Genomic DNA, 17,239 nt, shown 5'->3' on the forward strand with positions numbered 1-17,239 from the left:
AAATGGAGATTATTTGTTATTTATCAAATGGATATCCTACAATTGAAGCAAGCTATAATATGGCAGTAGAATATGCAGATGCAGGATGCAAAATGATGGAAGTGGATTTCCCATCCAGAAATCCATACCTGGAGAGTGATTATATTGCAGGAAGAATGAAAAAAGCGTTGGAAGCCTGTGATGATTACGAAAAATATATGGATTCTATTGTTGCTATCCAGAAGAGACTTCCAGATGTGAAGATTCTGGTTCTGGCATATGAAAATACAGTTGAAGAGATTGGCGTCGACAAATTTATTGAGTTTTGCCTGTCAAATAATTTAAAAGATATTTTGCTTGTTGGCTTAAAAGATGATATTATTAAAAATAAGATAATTGCAGCGGGGCTTCAGGTATCTTGTTATGTACAGTTCCATTTACCAAAAGAAGAAGTGGAAATGGCAAAACAATCAAATGGATTTGTATATTTACAGGCGAAGCCGTATGATACACAGCAAAAAAATGAGGAATATCCTACATTAAAAGATTGTGTAGAGTATTTAAGAAGCTGTGGAATTGAAAGACCTATTTATTGTGGGGTAGGCGTTCATGCACCAGAAGATGTAAGACTAGTAAGAGAGGCAGGCGGGGATGCAGCGTTCGTTGGCAGTACAATTCTAAAACTTCATGAAAATATTCCTGCAATGAAAGAAAAGATCAGGGAATTTAAAGCTATGTGTTAACACTTGGAATATTCTGTGATCAAAAAAGGTGAGATGGGGTGAAGGAGATGTTCGACGAAAAGTTACCTAAATATTATCTTGTGAAGAAGGCAATCGTAGAGAATATTGATAATGAAGTTTACGATTCAAAGGAGCCGATTCCGAGCGAAAGAGAATTGATGGAGACTTATCAGGTCAGCAGAATTACGATCCGGAAAGCGATTGATGAATTGGTCACAGAAGGATATTTGTACAAAGTCCAGGGAAAAGGAACCTATGTAAAGACGGATGAAGGAAGCAACAATCTTTTTTCAATTACGAGTTGTACGGAAGATGTATTAAAGCTTGGACTGACACCAAGTAAAAAAGTTGTTGTTTCAGAGCTGGTTGATGCGAATGTAAAGAGAGCAAAAGCACTTGAGATTACAACCAGTGATAATGTTTATATGATAGGAAGAATCTTATATGCAGATAAAGAGCCGCTAAACTATACGCTGACTTTTCTGCCGGAAAAGATTTTTCCGGGTTTATCAAAGTATGATTTGAAAGAGGAATCCCTTTATCAGATTATAACAGAAGTTTATGGTGTTAAGATAACAAAGGCAAGAAGAACGATTGAGGCGATCGGGGCACAGGATGAAATTGCCGAGTATTTGGACATCGAGGAAGGAACACCGATTATTCTGTTTCGTTGTATTACATATGGCATTGTGAATGGAAGAGAAATTCCAATCGAGAATTTCAAATGCTATTATCGAACAGATAAATTTAAATTTTATATTGATCAGGTGAGATAAGAAAAGCAAAGGGGAACGGTATTTTTTATGAGATATCGTTCTCCTTTTATGCAAAAGAGAAGATTTATACGTTGTTGTAAATATGTAGTCTGGTTTGAAATTTTATATTTATAAGAAAAATGTTACAAATACTATTTGAAAAACAAAGAAAAATGTGGCAAACAGGTATGGATAAAGGTGGAAAAATGTTACAAATGAATGGAAAACCTATAAAATCACGGAGATTTCTATATAAAATGAAAATGTTGGCAACATTCCAATTTTCCACTTGACATTCCCCCGCTTTCATCATAACATTTTGTAGAATGTTTATTGTCATGAAAAGTGGACTTACAGAAAAGGGGAAAATCACAGATGAAAAATTGGAATCAGGTTGAGCTGGTGCCGGAATTTAATGAACAGGGTGTAGCCTGTTATAAACTGGCCGGTGGGAACTATGTAAATGAATATTATGTTGTATCGGAAGCAGAGACAAGAAAGCTTCTGAACACACCTGAGATTGTCGGATATGAGGTATATGACTGCCTGATTCCTTCCACATCTCAGATGCTCTATTATTTTAAAGAACAAAAGAAAGTGACGACTGCAAATATTCTTTCTATCTTGAGAGGGGCGCTGAACTATCCGTTGGAGGAAAGCTGCTACAGAGAGCACATCCGTGTACACGATATCAGTTTCTTATCCAGTGAGCGTGTATTTGCGGATGAAGAGATTGCAGGGCTTGAAATCAAATATAGTAAGCTGACCATGGTTCCGGACAGCACACTTATGATCGGAGATATCATTGCAAGTGGGGAGACTCTGATCCACTGCCTGCGCTATGTGACAGATTTTTACAGGAAGAACGGAGCAAAGCTTCGTAATATTATCATTTTCACAATTGGTGGGACAAAGGGAATTGAGATCCTTGAGAATCTTACCAGAGAGATCCGTGAGTTCTGGCCGGAATTTGAAGGGTTCATTACCGTGTATTATGAAGGAGTTTTCAGTACTTATCAGGATAAAGGTGTGTCAGGAATCAACCTTCCGGATGTGGACTTCTACTGGAAGGACGGAATCATCGCGCCGGAGTTCAGAAGAGAGACACTTTCCATGTGCAGCCCACTTTTTGAGAAATGTATCATCTACGATGGCGGGGCAAGACGTTATGAGATTCATGAGCATGTAGAGGAAGTCCTGGAATTCTGGGAAGGAATCCGGGAAAGAGCGGATCAGATCGATTTCAAAGAGTTGCTTGACGAAAAGATTGGATACCCGACACCGATCAGCTACGAAGACTGGATCGAGAAGAACCATTATGAGAAAATCCGTCCGGCAGACACCAAGTGGCTGTATCGTCAGGAACAGGGATATATTGAGAGTATGAAAAATATTACATTAAAAGAACTGGCAGATCAGAGAATTACCGAATTTACTGATTCTTTGAAGAAATATATGCTGTAAAAAGAATGAACTAGTTGATCAGAGAATGGAATGAGGTAAAAAATGAGCAAAAATACAAAAGACAAGGCAGTTGATATTGATTACGCGAACCAGGCGGTTCCGAAAGAGGGCAGAAAAGGTTTCCTGACTATGTTTATGATCATGCTGGGATTTACATTTTTCTCGGCGAGTATGTGGGTTGGACAGCAGATGGCAGCAGGACTTGATTTCTGGGGATTTATCAAGTCCCTTCTCCTTGGAGGAGCGATCCTTGGTGTGTATACAGGACTTCTGGGATATGTAGGTGCAAAGACCGGACTTAGTATGGACCTTCTGGCAAAAAGAGCGTTTGGAGAAAAAGGATCTTATCTTTCTTCTGCAATGATCAGCTTCACGCAGATCGGATGGTTCGGTGTGGGTGTTGCGATGTTTGCAATCCCGGTATCAGGAGAGCTTCTCGGTGGAAGTAAGGCTGCGATGTGGGCTCTGGTACTGGTTGCAGGAGGCTGCATGACCGCTTCTGCATATTTCGGAATTGATTCTCTTACGGTGGTAAGCTATATTGCAGTTCCGCTTGTTGCGATTCTTGGAACGGTAGCAATGGTGATGGCAGTTCGGCAGGGAAATGGGACGATTGTTGACCAGTTTGCGGTATCCAGTGGATCTGTGACTGTGATCGGTGGAGCTGGCATGGTAATCGGGTCCTTCGTATCTGGCGGAACGGCAACCCCGAATTTTGCAAGATTTGCAAAAGATGCCAAATCCGGCACGATCGCAACGGTTATAGCATTCTTTATAGGAAACTCACTGATGTTTTTCTTCGGGGCAATTGCCTATATTTTCGTTGGCGGAAATGATATCTTTGAAGTTATGATCCGTTTGAACCTGTTCTATATGGCGATTTTGGTTCTGGGGCTCAATATCTGGACAACCAATGACAATGCACTGTATTCAGCAGGTCTTGGACTGGCAAATATTTTCCAGCAGAAAAAGAAACCGATGGTTTTGATTTCGGGTATTATCGGAACGATTCTTTCGGTATGGCTGTATTACAATTTCTGTAACTGGCTGAATGTACTGAACTGTACCCTTCCGCCGGTTGGAATCATTCTGGTGCTTTCCTATTTTATGAATAAGAAAGACTATGAAAATGAAAAAGCAGAAATTAAAACAGTGAACTGGTTTGCGGTGATCGGTGTAATTGCAGGTGCGGTTGTGGCAAATCTTGTGTCATGGGGAATTGCTTCCATCAATGGTATGGCAGTTGCAGCAGTATGCTATGTAGCAGGACAGGTGCTTTGTAAAAATCGTGAAGAAGCAGCGGAAAATGCTTAGATAAATCGAGTAAATAACGGGCAGACCCAGGGAGTAGGACTGTCCGTTTTTTGACGCAAATAACAAAAAGAACAGTCTGTTTAATGGTGAAATATTTGCTTATCCAATGAAGAACAAAGCAGCAATACTCATCATTTATAAAAAAACTGACCATAAGTCAATAAATAAATTGACTTATGGTCAGTTTTGTTGTATATTGGTCTTGTAAAATAAATGACCAGCGGTCATTAAGAGAGAAATAATAAAAAGAAAAGAGGAATAAAGTATGGTAAAGGTTGGCAAAAAGATTGTTAAATTCAGAGTACCGATACTGATACTCAGCATTATCCTTTTGATTCCGGCTGTGTGGGGGTATGTGAATACCAGGATCAACTATGATGTACTGACATATTTGCCAGAAGACATTGAAACGATGCAGGGTCAGGAGATCATGACCAATGATTTCGGGATTGGAGCATTTTCGATGCTGATGGTAGATGGCATGGAAGATAAGGATATCGTGAAGCTGAAAGAAAAAGTAGAGAAGGTAGACGGAGTTGCTAATGTGCTCTGGTATGATTCGCTGGCTGATATTTCTGTTCCCCAGAGTATGCTTCCGTCAAAGCTCTATGATGAGTACAACACAGAAGACGGAACAATGATGGCGGTATTTTTCAAAGACGGAACTTCATCCGATGAAACTATGAAGGCAGTTACCGAGATCCGTAAGGTCACCGGAAAGGAGTGCTTCTTAAGTGGAATGTCTGCGATTGTAGAGGACACCAAAGAGCTTGCCGAAAAGGAAACACCGCTTTATGTACTGATCGCAGTCGCACTTTCTGCACTGGTTCTGGCAATTACGATGGAATCGATTTTTGTTCCGGTACTGTTCCTTTTGAGTATCGGAATCGCAATTGTATATAATCTTGGAACGAATGTATTTTTTGGAGAGATTTCTTATATCACGAAGGCACTGGCAGCGGTACTGCAGCTCGGTGTCACTATGGACTATTCTATTTTCCTGATGCACAGCTATCAGGAGCAGCAGGTGCGCTATAACGGAGATAAAGAGCGGGCGATGGCACACGCGATTTCCCAGACATTTTCATCCGTAATCGGAAGTTCAGTCACGACGGTTGCCGGATTTATCGCACTCTGCTTTATGAGCTTTACGCTTGGAAAAGATATCGGTATCGTTATGGCAAAAGGTGTTATCTTCGGAGTTCTGGTCTGTGTAACCGTTCTTCCGTCCATGATCCTGTGCTGTGATAAGCTGATCGAGAAGACGAAACACAAACCGCTGCTTCCGGATATTGGAAGGATTTCAGAGAAGGTGACAAAGCGTTACGTGATTTATGTAGTAGCATTTGTGATCCTTCTGTTCCCGGCTATTTACGGAAACAACCACACGGGTGTTTACTATAATCTGGACGAGTCGCTTCCAAAGGATCTTCCGAGCGTCATTGCGAACACGAAATTAAAAGAAGATTACAATATGAACACCACACATATGATCCTGGTGGACAGTTCGGTTGCAGGTTCTGATGTCAAGAAGATGTCACAGGAGATTGAAAAAGTAGATGGTGTTAAATGGGTACTTGGACTGGATAACCTGGTCGGCTCCGGTGTTCCGGCAGATATGCTCCCGGAATCTGTCACCAGTATGCTGAAAAATGACAAGTACCAGCTGCTGATGGTCAATTCAACTTACAAGGTAGCAACAGATAAAGTCAACAAGCAGATTGAAGAGATCGACAAAATCCTGGATAAATACGATGAAGGTGCAATGCTGGTAGGAGAAGCACCGCTGACAAAAGATCTGATCAACATTACAGACACAGACTTTAAGCGTGTCAGCGCAGTTTCCATCGGAATTGTATTTGTGATTATTCTGCTTCTGTTTAAATCAGTTACTATTCCGGTGATCCTGGTTGGTGTGATTGAGTTCGCGATTTTTGTAAATATGGGAATCCCGTTCTATACAGGAACAAAGCTGCCGTTTGTGGCATCGATCGTAATCGGTACGATCCAGCTTGGCGCGACCGTGGATTATGCGATCCTGATGACAACCAGATACCAGAGGGAACGCAGCCGCGGAGCAGGCAAATTTGACGCGATCACAACAGCGCATAAGTTCTCCGCGCAGTCGATCATCGTCAGTGCACTCAGTTTCTTTGCTGCAACGATCGGTGTCGGACTTTATTCCAATATCGATATGATCAGTTCACTGTGTATCCTGATGGCGAGAGGTGCACTGATCAGTATGGTGGTTGTTGTGCTGATCCTTCCGTCCTTATTCATGGTATTTGACAAGATTATCATAAAGACGAGCAAAGGTTTCCGACCGTCAGACTTGAAATCATAACCACATCATAGTATAATTTTCTTGGATTATTATATGATACAAGGAACGGACAAAAAGATCCGTGAGTATCAAAAGGGCTGATACAATCCTGCTATCATAAAAGGAATAAGGAGGAATCCACTATGATTAATTGGAACAATTTGGATACACTTACATCATTTAAAGAGCTTTCGGAAGTAGAACGTGTAAATCTTGCAGAAGTGATGTCCGGTGAGAACGGAGCAGAGCGTGTTAAGAATTACAGCGTTCCGATGACAGAGGATCTTACTTACAATTACGCTGCAAAAGCAGTAGATGATAAAGTACTTGCAGCACTTGCAAAGCTTGCAAAAGAAGCGCAGCTGACAGAAAAGTATGCAGCACTCTACAATGGAGAAGTGATCAACACAGGAGAAAAGAGACTGGTTCTTCATCAGCTCACCCGAGGACAGCTTGGAGATAAAGTAGAAGCTGACGGAGTAGATAAGCGAGAATTCTATGTTAAGCAGCAGCAGAGAATCGCAGATTTTGCCAATAAAGTACATGCCGGCGAGATCACAAATGCAGCAGGTGAAAAATTCACAACAGTCGTACAGATCGGTATCGGTGGAAGCGACCTTGGTCCTCGCGCAATGTATCTTGCACTTGAAAACTGGGCTAAGAAGAATGGCACATTCAAGATGGAAGCCAGATTCATCAGCAATGTTGACCCGGATGATGCAGCAGCAGTACTGAATTCAATTGATGTAGCACATTCTATTTTTGTTCTGGTATCAAAGTCAGGAACAACTCTTGAGACTCTTACCAATGAGTCATTTGTAAAAGATGCCCTGAAGAATGCAGGTCTGGATCCTTCCAAGCATATGATCGCTGTTACAAGCGAGACATCCCCGCTTGCAAAGAGCGATGATTACCTTGCAGCATTCTTCATGGATGATTATATCGGAGGACGTTACTCATCTACTTCAGCAGTTGGCGGAGCCGTGCTTTCTCTGGCATTTGGACCGGAAGTATTTGCACAGTTCCTTGCAGGAGCAGCAAAAGTGGACGAAGTTTCCAAGAACGAAGATTTACTGAAGAACCCGGCAATGCTGGATGCCCTGATTGGTGTATATGAGCGCAACGTACTCGGATATCCTGCAACAGCAGTTCTTCCGTATTCACAGGCATTGAGCCGTTTCCCGGCACATTTGCAGCAGCTGGATATGGAATCTAACGGTAAATCCGTGAACCGTTTCGGTGAGCCGGTAGACTACCCGACAGGTCCGGTGATCTTCGGAGAACCGGGAACAAACGGACAGCATTCCTTCTATCAGCTTCTCCATCAGGGAACCAACATAGTACCGCTTCAGTTCATTGGCTTCAAGAACAGCCAGATCGGAACCGATGTTGTGATCCAGGACAGCACAAGCCAGCAGAAGCTCTGCGCAAACGTAGCAGCACAGATCGTAGCATTTGCATGCGGTAAATCAGACGAGAACCGCAACAAGAATTTTGAAGGCGGACGTCCGTCAAGCATTATCATCGGTAAAGAACTGACACCAGAGACACTCGGTGCACTTCTTGCACACTTTGAGAATAAAGTCATGTTCCAGGGATTCGTATGGAATGTGAACAGCTTCGACCAGGAAGGTGTTCAGCTTGGAAAAGTACTTGCAAAACGTGTACTTGCCCATGAGACAGACGGAGCACTGAAAGTATACAGTGATCTTTTAGATATTTAATCAGAATAGCTGAAAAGAGACCAGAGTCGGTGCGGAGCGTAAGTATCCGTACCGGCTTTTTGAGTTGTCTTTATAAGGGAAAGAGTGTGAATATGAAATTAGAAAATTATGAGGTGCATCTTCCGAATTATTCAATCGGGGATGCGATTTACGATAAAATCGGTCCGGTCTGTGAATCTTATGGAAAGACAGTACTTGTGATCGGAGGAAAAAGAGCACTTGATGCAGCATTTGATAAAATCAAAGCAGCAGTGGATAAAACGAATCTGGAGATTATAGGAAAAGAACTTTATGGAAAAGACTGTACTTATCAGACAGTAGAAAAGCTTCGGGAAATGCCAGTTTATCAAGAGGCTGACATGGTTTTTGGAGTAGGCGGCGGAAAAGCGCTGGATACGGTGAAATGTCTGTGCATCACAGATGATAAGCCGGTGTTCAGCTTCCCGACAATCGCATCCAACTGTTCGGCATGTACATCAGTGTCGATCATGTATAACGAGGATGGTACGTTTCTGAAACCGAATTTCTTCGTGCGCCCGGTCATGCATGCATTTATCGATACAGAAATCATAGCAAAAGCACCGAGTCAGTATATGTGGGCAGGAATCGGCGATACTTATGCAAAATATTATGAAGCAACGATTTCATCAAGGGATGAGAGACTGGAACATTTCACATCGCTTGGTGTGGCAGTCAGCCTGATGTGCAGGAATCCGCTTCTGGAATATGGACCGAAAGCATTTTCAGACCATAAAAAGGGACTGTGTACATACGATGTAGAGCAGGTTGTTCTGGCGATTGTTGTGACAACAGGAATTGCATCGATTTTCCTTACAAAAGATTTCACACCGGCCTACAACAGCGGACTTGCGCATGCGGTTTTCTATGCTCTGACGCAGTATCCGGTGATCGAACAGCGTCATCTGCATGGAGAAGTGGTGGGATTTGGTGTACTTCTGGCACTTCTTGTAGATGGACAGGAAGAAGAATTTGAAAAAGTGTATCAGCTGAACCGCGAGATCGGGCTGCCGGTATCTCTGGAACAGATTGAGATTACAGAGGATGAGTGGAAAGAGAGCATGGAACGTATCCCGGAAATGTCGGATGTGGCACATTATCCATATAAAGTGACCAGGGAAATGCTGGAGGATGCAATGCAGAAACTGAAAGAAAGAGTCAGAAAGGATCAGAGCCATGAAGAATAAGAAATCCGCAGCTTCCTCTATGATTCTTGGGGTAGCGTTTGTCTGGTTTACAACACATTTCGGAGGTGGATTTGCCTCAGGTGCGCAGATCTACAGTTATTATGTGCGTTATGGAATCTGGTGCCTTCTGATGCCGGTTCTGGCCATGGGATATAATGCTGTATTTTTCGCGTACTGCCTCCGGTTTGCGAGAAAGCATGAGGTATATGATTACCGGTCTTATAACAATGCATTTTACGGGAAGTTTGCGCCGGTATTTTCCAATTTGTTTGAAGTCCTTTATATCTGTGTGATGTGTGTGGCTCCCGCAGTTGCATTTGCGACAGGCGGAGCGACCTTAAGTACCCTGACCGGACTTCCGTATCTGCTGTGTACGTTGATTATCGGTATATTTATCTTCGTTGTGGCAGTATTTGGAACAGATCTGGTGCGCAAGGTTGCATCGGTTCTGTCAGTCTGCATTATCGCAGGGCTTCTGATTGTGTACATTCCGAATATCATTGCCGGGGCAGGGCAGATCACGGAGACTGCTTCGCAGATGACGGCAAATGGCGGATCCTTTGGAAAAGCACTCTATTCAGCATTCATTTACGGAACCTTCCAGTTGGCAAATGTGGCAGTATTTGTGCAGCATGCCAAGAGCTTTGAAAAGCCGGATGACGCGGTGAAAAGTATGGGAATCGGATGGATCATCAATGCGCTTATGATGATCATGGTTGTGCTTGGGATTATGACTGTTTGTACCAAGCCGGAGATGAGCGAGGCGAGTGTCCCGACACTTTTTATGGTACAGTGCGGTGTTGGAAAAGGATTTATGATGCCGCTGATTTCTGTTTTGATCATTCTTGGAGCGGTATCTACGGCGGTTAATATGGTGGCTGCAATGGTCAAGAGAATCTGCAGTGGTCTTGATAAAGTGAAGAAAGAGACGGAAACGGGTAAAAAAAGTAAAATTGGTACAAAGGAAATTGTGGCAGCATTTATCTGCTGTGTAGTGGATTTTGGAATCGCACAGTTCGGGCTTCTGACACTGATCCAGAAGGCTTACAGTGTGCTGGCATATCTTGCGATTCCGGTCATTCTGATTCCGTATCTGATCCATATGGCAGTGACCAGATTTGATACGAAGTAATGAGAGAATAAAGGGAAAAGAGGACGAAAGATACCAATCGGTTGGAGTACATATATTTTACCATTAGTGGGGTGATGGAATGGCAAAGATTACAGTGTGGTCAAAGCAGCATGAAAATGTCTGGAAAGTTCTTCAGGAGACCGGACGATATACGGTAAAGCGAGAGTATATCATAAAGGATCTCAAAGAACATTCGGAACTGGTTCTGGATGTTTATGAATGGCTGGTCAAGAACGGACCGGACTACGGGAACAAACCGGCGGATGTGGAATTTCCGGTATGGGTATCCTTCAGGCAGGATGCAACGATGCTTCCGGAAAAAGGAAGAGTGATCCTGGAGCTGGAGATCGAAGAATCCCTGATTACCGGAGTGAATTTCACAAAATGGGGAATGATCCTCAACTATTCCTATATTCCGGCAGACGAGGCGGATGAAAAGCGGCACAAAGAGCTTCTGGAAGCCTATGGAGTCAGCGACACGCAGGCGTATATGTCGCAGTTCTATCCGGAGATCAAACGGGAGATCCGGGAGAGCTGGAAGAGGCTTTTTGATGATAAGATCCAGATCGGAAGTGATGGATGTTATGGAAACATCTGGGAGGTGCGAAGAGAATGGGTGAAAAATGTAATACAATAACCTTATATGCATCACAGGCAGACCCGGTAATCGAAGCAATTGAGCGGGATGGCGTGTGCTATTCCAAAGAGGCGTATGTGCGGAAAAAATATCAGGAGAGTGCAAAGATTTTCACAACAGCCTATTCCTGGTTTGTGCGTGAGATGGAGAAATATGTGAAGAAACCTGATGATGCGGAGTATCCGTACTGGGCATTCCGTGAAGCTTATAATGTGGATCAGTCGATGGGCGGCAATTTCCTGACACTGGAAGTACCATTGGATGAAGTTCTGCTTTTTGATATGTATGACTGGAATAAGATTCTCTGTCTCAAATATATTGGGGAAAATGAAAAAGATGAGAAGCAGTTCCAGGAGCAGCTGGAGATGTATGGAATCAAAGAGATGGATGCGGTGTTGAGTAATTTTTATCCGATGCAGAAGCAGCAGATCCTGAAAAGCTGGCAGCGCCTGATGCGGTATCATGAGGAATTGTTACATGGAAATACAGAGCTTGTGAGGGATATACAAGCAGGACTCTGGAGAATAAAAAAGGAGTGGATCAGGTAATGATCCACTCCTTTTTTATTCAGATTTTTTTGATTTTATCAGACCAAGGAGCAGGACGGCCGGAAAAATAATGGCTGCGAAAATCCCGGTTTTCAGACTGCCGCCGGCGTAGGAAGATACCAGACCTGCAAGCGTCGGGCCACCGGAACATCCCAGATCTCCGGCAAGTGCAAGGAGGGCAAACATTGTTGTGCCGCCACGTGGAATAGAGACGGATGCGGTGCTGAAAAGTCCCGGCCACATAATTCCAACGGAGAATCCGCAAAGCGCACATCCAAAAAGGTTCAGCGCAGGAAATGGAAGGATGGAAATACATAAATAGGAAAGGATGCAAAGAATGCAGCTTCCTCTCATGAACAGATCCAGCCGGATCCTGTCTCCATATTTCCCATAAAGCAGCCGGGAAGCCCCCATGCAGGCTGCAAAGGTAAGAGGACCGGCAAGATCGCCGAGTGTTTTGGAAATGTGCAGGCTTGTCTCGGCAAAAGTGGATGCCCATTGGCTGACTGCCTGTTCGCTGGCACCGGCACAGGTCATCATAAGCATTAACATCCAGAAGATTTTAGAGGTGCACAATTCTCTGAGAGAAAGTCCCTGTTCACCTTCTTCGTGAAGGGAGTAGATTGGTGCACTTCTGAAGAGGAAAGTGTTAAATATTGGGATGACAGCCCACATAAGTGCGAGGATTTTCCAGTGCGATATTCCGAAAAACCAGAAAAATGCGGTTGATAACAGAACAACGCCCACATGCCCCCAACAGTAAAAGGAATGCAGGAGACTCATTGCTTTTTCTTTGTTATCAGTAGGGCAGGCTTCAATGATCGGGCTTACCAGTACTTCGAGAAGTCCACCGCCGATCGCATAAATGATAACTGCGATTACAAGTCCGGTATAAGGGGAGGGAAAAACTTCCGGAAGAACGGTGAGTAATATCAGTCCTGCCGCAGAAAGGATATGCGCAATTAAAATCGAAATGCGGTATCCGATCCTGTCGATGAAGAATGCAGATAGAAGATCGACAAACAGCTGAATGATAAAGTTGAGTGTGATCAAAAAGGTAATTCGTTCTAGTGAAATATGGTAATTATTTTGGAAAGTGACAAAAAGAAGAGGAACAAAATTATTTACGATAGCCTGAACGATGTAACCAATAAAACAAGCGTAGATGGTCTGCATACAATTTGTGTTTTTTTTCATTTCTTAAAAGCTCCTTTCAAAATAGCACTATATCATATTGGAGGGGTGGATGTCTTGACGAATATCGCAAAAATATAGTACAATATCTTCAAAACACAAAAGGTATAATGAAAATGCAAATAACAGAGATAATAACAGAGATAATAACAGATGAAACACTGAGGGAAATACGTGAACACGGAACGCCGGAGTTTCCTTTTGAATATTATCTGGATGATATCGATGAAATTGGTCAGGGTTATGTTGAATGGCACTGGCATAATGAGATTGAATGGGCATGGGTTGAATCTGGAAAAGTAATCTGCAGGATTGGAAATGAAAAGATTATCCTTGAAGCGGGGGAGGGGATTTTTATAAACAGCAGAGTGATCCACCGCTTTGAAACACCGGGTGGTGCGCTTATGCCAAATATCCTGCACGCTCCAGAGCTGCTTGCTGCGCGGGAAAGTGCAATTTATCAAAAATATGTTAGTCCTGTAATTACATATGGTAAAGAATATGTGATTTTGGAAAAAGAAAAAAATAGTGGTATATTAAGTCTGCTGGATGAGATATACAAAGATGCCGGAAAGGAAATGCTTAGAAAAGAACTGATTATACAGAACAAGATCAGCAGATTATGGGATGAATTGTTTGAAGAAGTTCCGGATATTGTACAGAGAGAGTCCCGGAATAAGAATCTCCTTTTACAGTCGCGGCTCAGAGAGATGATGCAGTTTATAGAAAACCATTATAAAGAACGAATTTCTTTGGAAAGGCTGGCAGCGGAAGCGAACATTAGTAAAAGTGAAGCCCTTCGATGCTTTAAGCGTGGAATAGGGACGACTCCGGTGAAATATTTGATCGATTACAGGCTGGAGAGGGCAAAAGAATTATTGTGTAAGACGAATGATACGGTTATTCGGGTTGCCGCAGATGTGGGAATAGATAATACAAGTTATTTTGTAAGAATATTTAAGAAAATGTATGGGATGACACCAGGAGCATTCCGGGAAGAAGAAGGACTGAAAAAGGCTGGAGAAAAATAACATATTAGAAGAAATTCTCCGAATTTAGTTGACTTTTTGATACATCATGATATCATTACTTCGTATGGCTGAAGTGTTCGGGAGGGCGGAACAACTGGCTTTGTAAGAAGAACAAAAGAGAGAGGTTTTGGGAAAAGGAAAATGAATGTGAAATACGATTACGAGAGAATTGTACAGGGGATCCTGGACATTGGGGAGGCTATGATTAGATGTGGAGCGGAGAACTTTCGTCTGCAGGACAGTCTGTACCGTATTTGCAGAAGTTATGGATTTGTAAAGTATGATATTTTTGTTATACCAAGCAATATCCAGATTACGGCAGAGACACCGGAAGGGCAGATTATTACACAGATCCGGCTGGTAGAAATAGGGGAATGTGACTTTGACAAGCTGGATTATCTGAATAATCTGTGCCGTAAAGTCTGTAAAGAAAAGCCGGATGCAAAAGAAATGAGAAGACAGTTTGAAGAGGTGATGGGAAGACCGGAACAGAAGTGGTACACCCATTATGCGGCCGGTATTTTAGGTGGTACCGGATTCGCGGTATTCTTTGGATGTAATATAAGGGATGCGATCATTGCGGTGATCGTATCAATTGTGATCGTTGCAGCAGGGAACTGGCTGGCTGAACGTGAGAAGAACCTGCTGGCATATAACCTGATCTTATCGTTTATTGCAGAGATGATCATTCTGTTGTCTGTTAAATTTGGATTTGCGGATCATGAGGAGCGGATCATGATCGGAATTGTCATGCTCCTGATCAGTGGACTGAGTACGACGAACGGAATCCGTGATCTGCTTCAGAAAGACTTTATCTCCGGATCAATCAATATCATGAATTCCATGCTTGGTGCTTCCGGAATCGCATTTGGTACGGCGATACCGATGATTCTTTTTGGCGGTGTAGAGGCGGAAGGATTTATCCTTACTCCGAATCTGATCGTACAGCTGATTTCCTGTACCGCAGCCTGCGTGGGATTTGCACTGTGGTTTAAGATCCGGGGAATGCAGGTGGTTTACTGTGGAATCGGAGCATTTTTTACATGGCTGATTTATGCACTTGTTTATGAGGCGCGTCCAAGTAACTTCCTTGCAACTACAATTGCGGCGACATTCGTTGCATTCTATGCATTTATTATGTCGCGGATAAATAAAGCACCATCAACAATTTTCCTGACAGCATCTGTATTCCCGCTGATTCCTGGACCGAATCTGTACTATGTAATGTATGCATGCGTAAGCGGGAATATGCATATGCTCCTGGAACAGACGATCACACTTTTTGCAACCTGCGTTGCAATTGCATTTGGATTTAACTTTGTAGATATCGCATCAAGAACTATCATGCGTGGTATGAAGGTAGAATATCACATTGGAAAAAGTGACAGGTAAATAAGAAGTTTCAGCCGCGGATTTCATTCTGCGGCTGAAATTTTAGCCTGTGTGCCGGGAATATGCCTGGATGAGAGCGGATTCCGGAGTCCGAAGGCTTTCACAAAAAATTATTTAATTTCTTGACTTTATACTTTCGGTATGGTACACTAACCTAGCGAATGGAAGTATAGGTCTTTTTTTTATGCCTATTTTTAACAAAGAAAGTTTCAGGCGTGAAGCTTTCACGACAGCCTCGCAAGCTGTCATGCAACTAAAAATTAGAACATAAAAAGCGAGGTGGAAGTTGTGCGTACAAGAATTACACTGGAATGTACAGAATGCAAGCATCGTAACTACAACATGACAAAGGATAAGAAGTCTCATCCGGAACGCATGGAAACAAAGAAATACTGTAGATTCTGCAAATCACACACATTACACAAAGAGACGAAATAGTCGTTGAAGGGAAGTGAATGTTATGGGCGAATCTAAAGACAAAGCGAAGGCAAAAGAGAAGAAAACTCCTTTCTTCAAAGGTCTGAAAGCTGAGTTTAATAAGATTATCTGGCCAGACAAAACCACACTTACCAAACAGACAGCTGCGGTCGTAGTTGTTTCCGTTATCTTAGGAGCGATTATCACGATCTGTGATATCCTGGTAAAATTCGGGGTAGATTTATTAGTTAGATAAGATACTGATAAATGGTAATGCAGGAAAGGTGAGTTTATGGCAGAAGCAAAATGGTATGTTGTGCATACCTATTCAGGGTATGAGAACAAGGTAAAGGCCAACATTGACAAGACGATCGAGAACCGTCATCTGGAAGATGAGATCCTTGAGGTCCGTGTTCCGATGCAGGAAGTTGTCGAATTGAAGAATGGCGTACAGAAAGCGTCTCAGAAAAAGATGTTTCCGGGATATGTTCTGATCCACATGATCATGAACGATGATACCTGGTATGTGGTACGAAACACAAGAGGTGTTACAGGATTTGTAGGTCCTGGATCCAAACCGGTTCCGCTTACAGATGAAGAGATGGCACCACTTGGTATCCAGAAAGAAGACATCGTGGTAGATTTTGAAGAAGGAGATACTGTGACAGTAACAGGCGGAGCCTGGGAAGGAACAGTCGGCATGATTCAGACTATCAATATGGCTAAGCAGAGCCTGACGATCAATGTTGATTTATTCGGCCGCGAAACGCCGGTAGAAATCAGTTTCGCAGAAGTCAAAAAAATGTAACTTTATGCGCAGTGCATAATGAACACGTGGGAGGGAAATCCCCGCAAATACCACAAGGAGGTACTTTAAAATGGCAAAAAAAGTTTCAGGTTATATCAAATTACAGATTCCAGCTGGAAAGGCTACTCCGGCTCCACCGGTTGGTCCTGCTCTTGGACAGCACGGTGTAAATATCGTTGAATTTACAAAACAGTTCAACGCAAAGACAGCTGATCAGGGAGATCTGATCATTCCTGTAGTAATTACAGTTTACAGTGACAGAAGTTTCAGCTTCGTTACAAAGACTCCTCCGGCAGCAGTTCTTATTAAGAAAGCCTGCAACCTTAAATCTGGTTCAGGTGTTCCGAACAAGACAAAAGTTGCTAAGATTACAAAAGCTCAGGTAAAGGAAATCGCAGAACTTAAGATGCCAGACCTGAACGCTGCATCCGTAGAATCAGCTATGAGCATGATCGAAGGAACATGCCGCAGCATGGGTGTAACTGTAGTAGAGGACTAATTCAGACTGCATAAGCAGAATGTAAGGAAACTGAAAAAATACGTGGGAGGGAATTCCCGTAATCACCACTAGGA

17 protein-coding genes are annotated in these 17,239 nt (G+C 42.8%); 16 read left to right on the forward strand and 1 reads right to left on the reverse strand.

Annotated features, from left to right (window positions below):
• Nucleotides 1-2 precede the first annotated feature (2 nt).
• The 10 genes from ACYQ5K_RS02240 to ACYQ5K_RS02285 all read left to right on the forward strand — a co-directional run bounded on the left by ACYQ5K_RS02240 (nucleotide 3) and on the right by ACYQ5K_RS02285 (nucleotide 11,824).
• Entirely contained in the window at nucleotides 3-722 is a 720-nt protein-coding gene (locus ACYQ5K_RS02240) for a tryptophan synthase subunit alpha (RefSeq protein WP_173688270.1), read from the forward strand.
• A gap of 47 nt (nucleotides 723-769) precedes the next feature.
• Nucleotides 770-1,498 (forward strand): GntR family transcriptional regulator, encoded by a 729-nt coding sequence (locus tag ACYQ5K_RS02245; RefSeq protein ID WP_173688269.1) that lies wholly within the window; start codon nucleotides 770-772, stop codon nucleotides 1,496-1,498.
• A 354-nt stretch (nucleotides 1,499-1,852) separates the two neighbouring features.
• Nucleotides 1,853-2,941, forward strand: a complete 1,089-nt coding sequence (locus ACYQ5K_RS02250) for a hypothetical protein (protein WP_173688268.1) — start codon at nucleotides 1,853-1,855, stop codon at nucleotides 2,939-2,941.
• Nucleotides 2,942-2,983: 42 nt separating this feature from the next.
• Nucleotides 2,984-4,255, forward strand: coding sequence for a cytosine permease (gene codB, locus ACYQ5K_RS02255; protein ID WP_173688267.1), 1,272 nt, complete (start codon nucleotides 2,984-2,986; stop codon nucleotides 4,253-4,255).
• 265 nt (nucleotides 4,256-4,520) lie between these two features.
• A complete protein-coding gene (locus ACYQ5K_RS02260) occupies nucleotides 4,521-6,599 on the forward strand; it encodes an efflux RND transporter permease subunit (protein WP_173688266.1) in 2,079 nt (692 codons plus the stop codon).
• Between the two features lie 122 nt (nucleotides 6,600-6,721).
• A complete protein-coding gene (locus ACYQ5K_RS02265) occupies nucleotides 6,722-8,302 on the forward strand; it encodes a glucose-6-phosphate isomerase (protein WP_173688265.1) in 1,581 nt (526 codons plus the stop codon).
• 92 nt (nucleotides 8,303-8,394) lie between these two features.
• Entirely contained in the window at nucleotides 8,395-9,507 is a 1,113-nt protein-coding gene (locus ACYQ5K_RS02270; protein ID WP_173688264.1) for an iron-containing alcohol dehydrogenase family protein, read from the forward strand.
• Nucleotides 9,497-10,639, forward strand: a complete 1,143-nt coding sequence (locus ACYQ5K_RS02275) for a YkvI family membrane protein (protein ID WP_173688263.1) — start codon at nucleotides 9,497-9,499, stop codon at nucleotides 10,637-10,639. The genes ACYQ5K_RS02270 and ACYQ5K_RS02275 overlap by 11 nt, the downstream gene beginning before the upstream one ends.
• Before the next feature lie 79 nt (nucleotides 10,640-10,718).
• Nucleotides 10,719-11,276, forward strand: coding sequence for a DUF3841 domain-containing protein (locus tag ACYQ5K_RS02280; RefSeq protein ID WP_173688262.1), 558 nt, complete (start codon nucleotides 10,719-10,721; stop codon nucleotides 11,274-11,276).
• A complete protein-coding gene (locus tag ACYQ5K_RS02285; RefSeq protein WP_173688261.1) occupies nucleotides 11,252-11,824 on the forward strand; it encodes a DUF3841 domain-containing protein in 573 nt (190 codons plus the stop codon). Before ACYQ5K_RS02280 ends, ACYQ5K_RS02285 begins: the two co-directional genes overlap by 25 nt.
• 15 nt (nucleotides 11,825-11,839) lie before the next feature.
• On the opposite strand, the gene ACYQ5K_RS02290 is transcribed toward ACYQ5K_RS02285, so the two are convergent.
• The gene (locus ACYQ5K_RS02290) at nucleotides 11,840-13,021 is read right to left on the reverse strand and encodes an MFS transporter (protein ID WP_178025804.1); all 1,182 of its coding nucleotides are present in this window, start codon (nucleotides 13,019-13,021) and stop codon (nucleotides 11,840-11,842) included.
• A 107-nt stretch (nucleotides 13,022-13,128) separates the two neighbouring features.
• Between ACYQ5K_RS02290 and ACYQ5K_RS02295 the strand changes: the two genes are divergently transcribed.
• The 6 genes from ACYQ5K_RS02295 (at nucleotide 13,129) to rplK (ending at nucleotide 17,165) form a co-directional block, all read left to right on the forward strand.
• Entirely contained in the window at nucleotides 13,129-14,049 is a 921-nt protein-coding gene (locus tag ACYQ5K_RS02295) for an AraC family transcriptional regulator (protein ID WP_459777245.1), read from the forward strand.
• A 141-nt stretch (nucleotides 14,050-14,190) separates the two neighbouring features.
• A complete protein-coding gene (locus ACYQ5K_RS02300) occupies nucleotides 14,191-15,441 on the forward strand; it encodes a threonine/serine exporter family protein (RefSeq protein WP_173689215.1) in 1,251 nt (416 codons plus the stop codon).
• A gap of 288 nt (nucleotides 15,442-15,729) precedes the next feature.
• Complete coding sequence (gene rpmG / locus ACYQ5K_RS02305) at nucleotides 15,730-15,879, forward strand: 50S ribosomal protein L33 (RefSeq protein WP_081445272.1); 150 nt, start codon at nucleotides 15,730-15,732, stop codon at nucleotides 15,877-15,879.
• Nucleotides 15,880-15,901: 22 nt separating this feature from the next.
• Nucleotides 15,902-16,114, forward strand: coding sequence for a preprotein translocase subunit SecE (gene secE, locus ACYQ5K_RS02310; protein ID WP_173689214.1), 213 nt, complete (start codon nucleotides 15,902-15,904; stop codon nucleotides 16,112-16,114).
• Nucleotides 16,115-16,150: 36 nt separating this feature from the next.
• Nucleotides 16,151-16,666 (forward strand): transcription termination/antitermination protein NusG, encoded by a 516-nt coding sequence (gene nusG, locus ACYQ5K_RS02315; protein WP_008373482.1) that lies wholly within the window; start codon nucleotides 16,151-16,153, stop codon nucleotides 16,664-16,666.
• A 70-nt stretch (nucleotides 16,667-16,736) separates the two neighbouring features.
• Nucleotides 16,737-17,165, forward strand: coding sequence for a 50S ribosomal protein L11 (gene rplK / locus ACYQ5K_RS02320; protein ID WP_055247516.1), 429 nt, complete (start codon nucleotides 16,737-16,739; stop codon nucleotides 17,163-17,165).
• The last annotated feature ends 74 nt before the right edge of the window (nucleotides 17,166-17,239 follow it).

This window comes from Allocoprococcus similis, from assembly GCF_054660775.1.

Bases quoted from the DNA above. Each gene is read 5' to 3' on its own strand.
- ACYQ5K_RS02240 (WP_173688270.1), top strand. From the start codon at position 3: ATGGAGATTATTTGTTATTTATCAAATGGATATCCTACAATTGAAGCA.
- ACYQ5K_RS02245 (WP_173688269.1), top strand. From the start codon at position 770: ATGTTCGACGAAAAGTTACCTAAATATTATCTTGTGAAGAAGGCAATC.
- ACYQ5K_RS02250 (WP_173688268.1), top strand. From the start codon at position 1,853: ATGAAAAATTGGAATCAGGTTGAGCTGGTGCCGGAATTTAATGAACAG.
- codB (WP_173688267.1), top strand. From the start codon at position 2,984: ATGAGCAAAAATACAAAAGACAAGGCAGTTGATATTGATTACGCGAAC.
- ACYQ5K_RS02260 (WP_173688266.1), top strand. From the start codon at position 4,521: ATGGTAAAGGTTGGCAAAAAGATTGTTAAATTCAGAGTACCGATACTG.
- ACYQ5K_RS02265 (WP_173688265.1), top strand. From the start codon at position 6,722: ATGATTAATTGGAACAATTTGGATACACTTACATCATTTAAAGAGCTT.
- ACYQ5K_RS02270 (WP_173688264.1), top strand. From the start codon at position 8,395: ATGAAATTAGAAAATTATGAGGTGCATCTTCCGAATTATTCAATCGGG.
- ACYQ5K_RS02275 (WP_173688263.1), top strand. From the start codon at position 9,497: ATGAAGAATAAGAAATCCGCAGCTTCCTCTATGATTCTTGGGGTAGCG.
- ACYQ5K_RS02280 (WP_173688262.1), top strand. From the start codon at position 10,719: ATGGCAAAGATTACAGTGTGGTCAAAGCAGCATGAAAATGTCTGGAAA.
- ACYQ5K_RS02285 (WP_173688261.1), top strand. From the start codon at position 11,252: ATGGGTGAAAAATGTAATACAATAACCTTATATGCATCACAGGCAGAC.
- ACYQ5K_RS02290 (WP_178025804.1), bottom strand. From the start codon at position 13,021: ATGAAAAAAAACACAAATTGTATGCAGACCATCTACGCTTGTTTTATT.
- ACYQ5K_RS02295 (WP_459777245.1), top strand. From the start codon at position 13,129: ATGAAAATGCAAATAACAGAGATAATAACAGAGATAATAACAGATGAA.
- ACYQ5K_RS02300 (WP_173689215.1), top strand. From the start codon at position 14,191: ATGAATGTGAAATACGATTACGAGAGAATTGTACAGGGGATCCTGGAC.
- secE (WP_173689214.1), top strand. From the start codon at position 15,902: ATGGGCGAATCTAAAGACAAAGCGAAGGCAAAAGAGAAGAAAACTCCT.
- nusG (WP_008373482.1), top strand. From the start codon at position 16,151: ATGGCAGAAGCAAAATGGTATGTTGTGCATACCTATTCAGGGTATGAG.
- rplK (WP_055247516.1), top strand. From the start codon at position 16,737: ATGGCAAAAAAAGTTTCAGGTTATATCAAATTACAGATTCCAGCTGGA.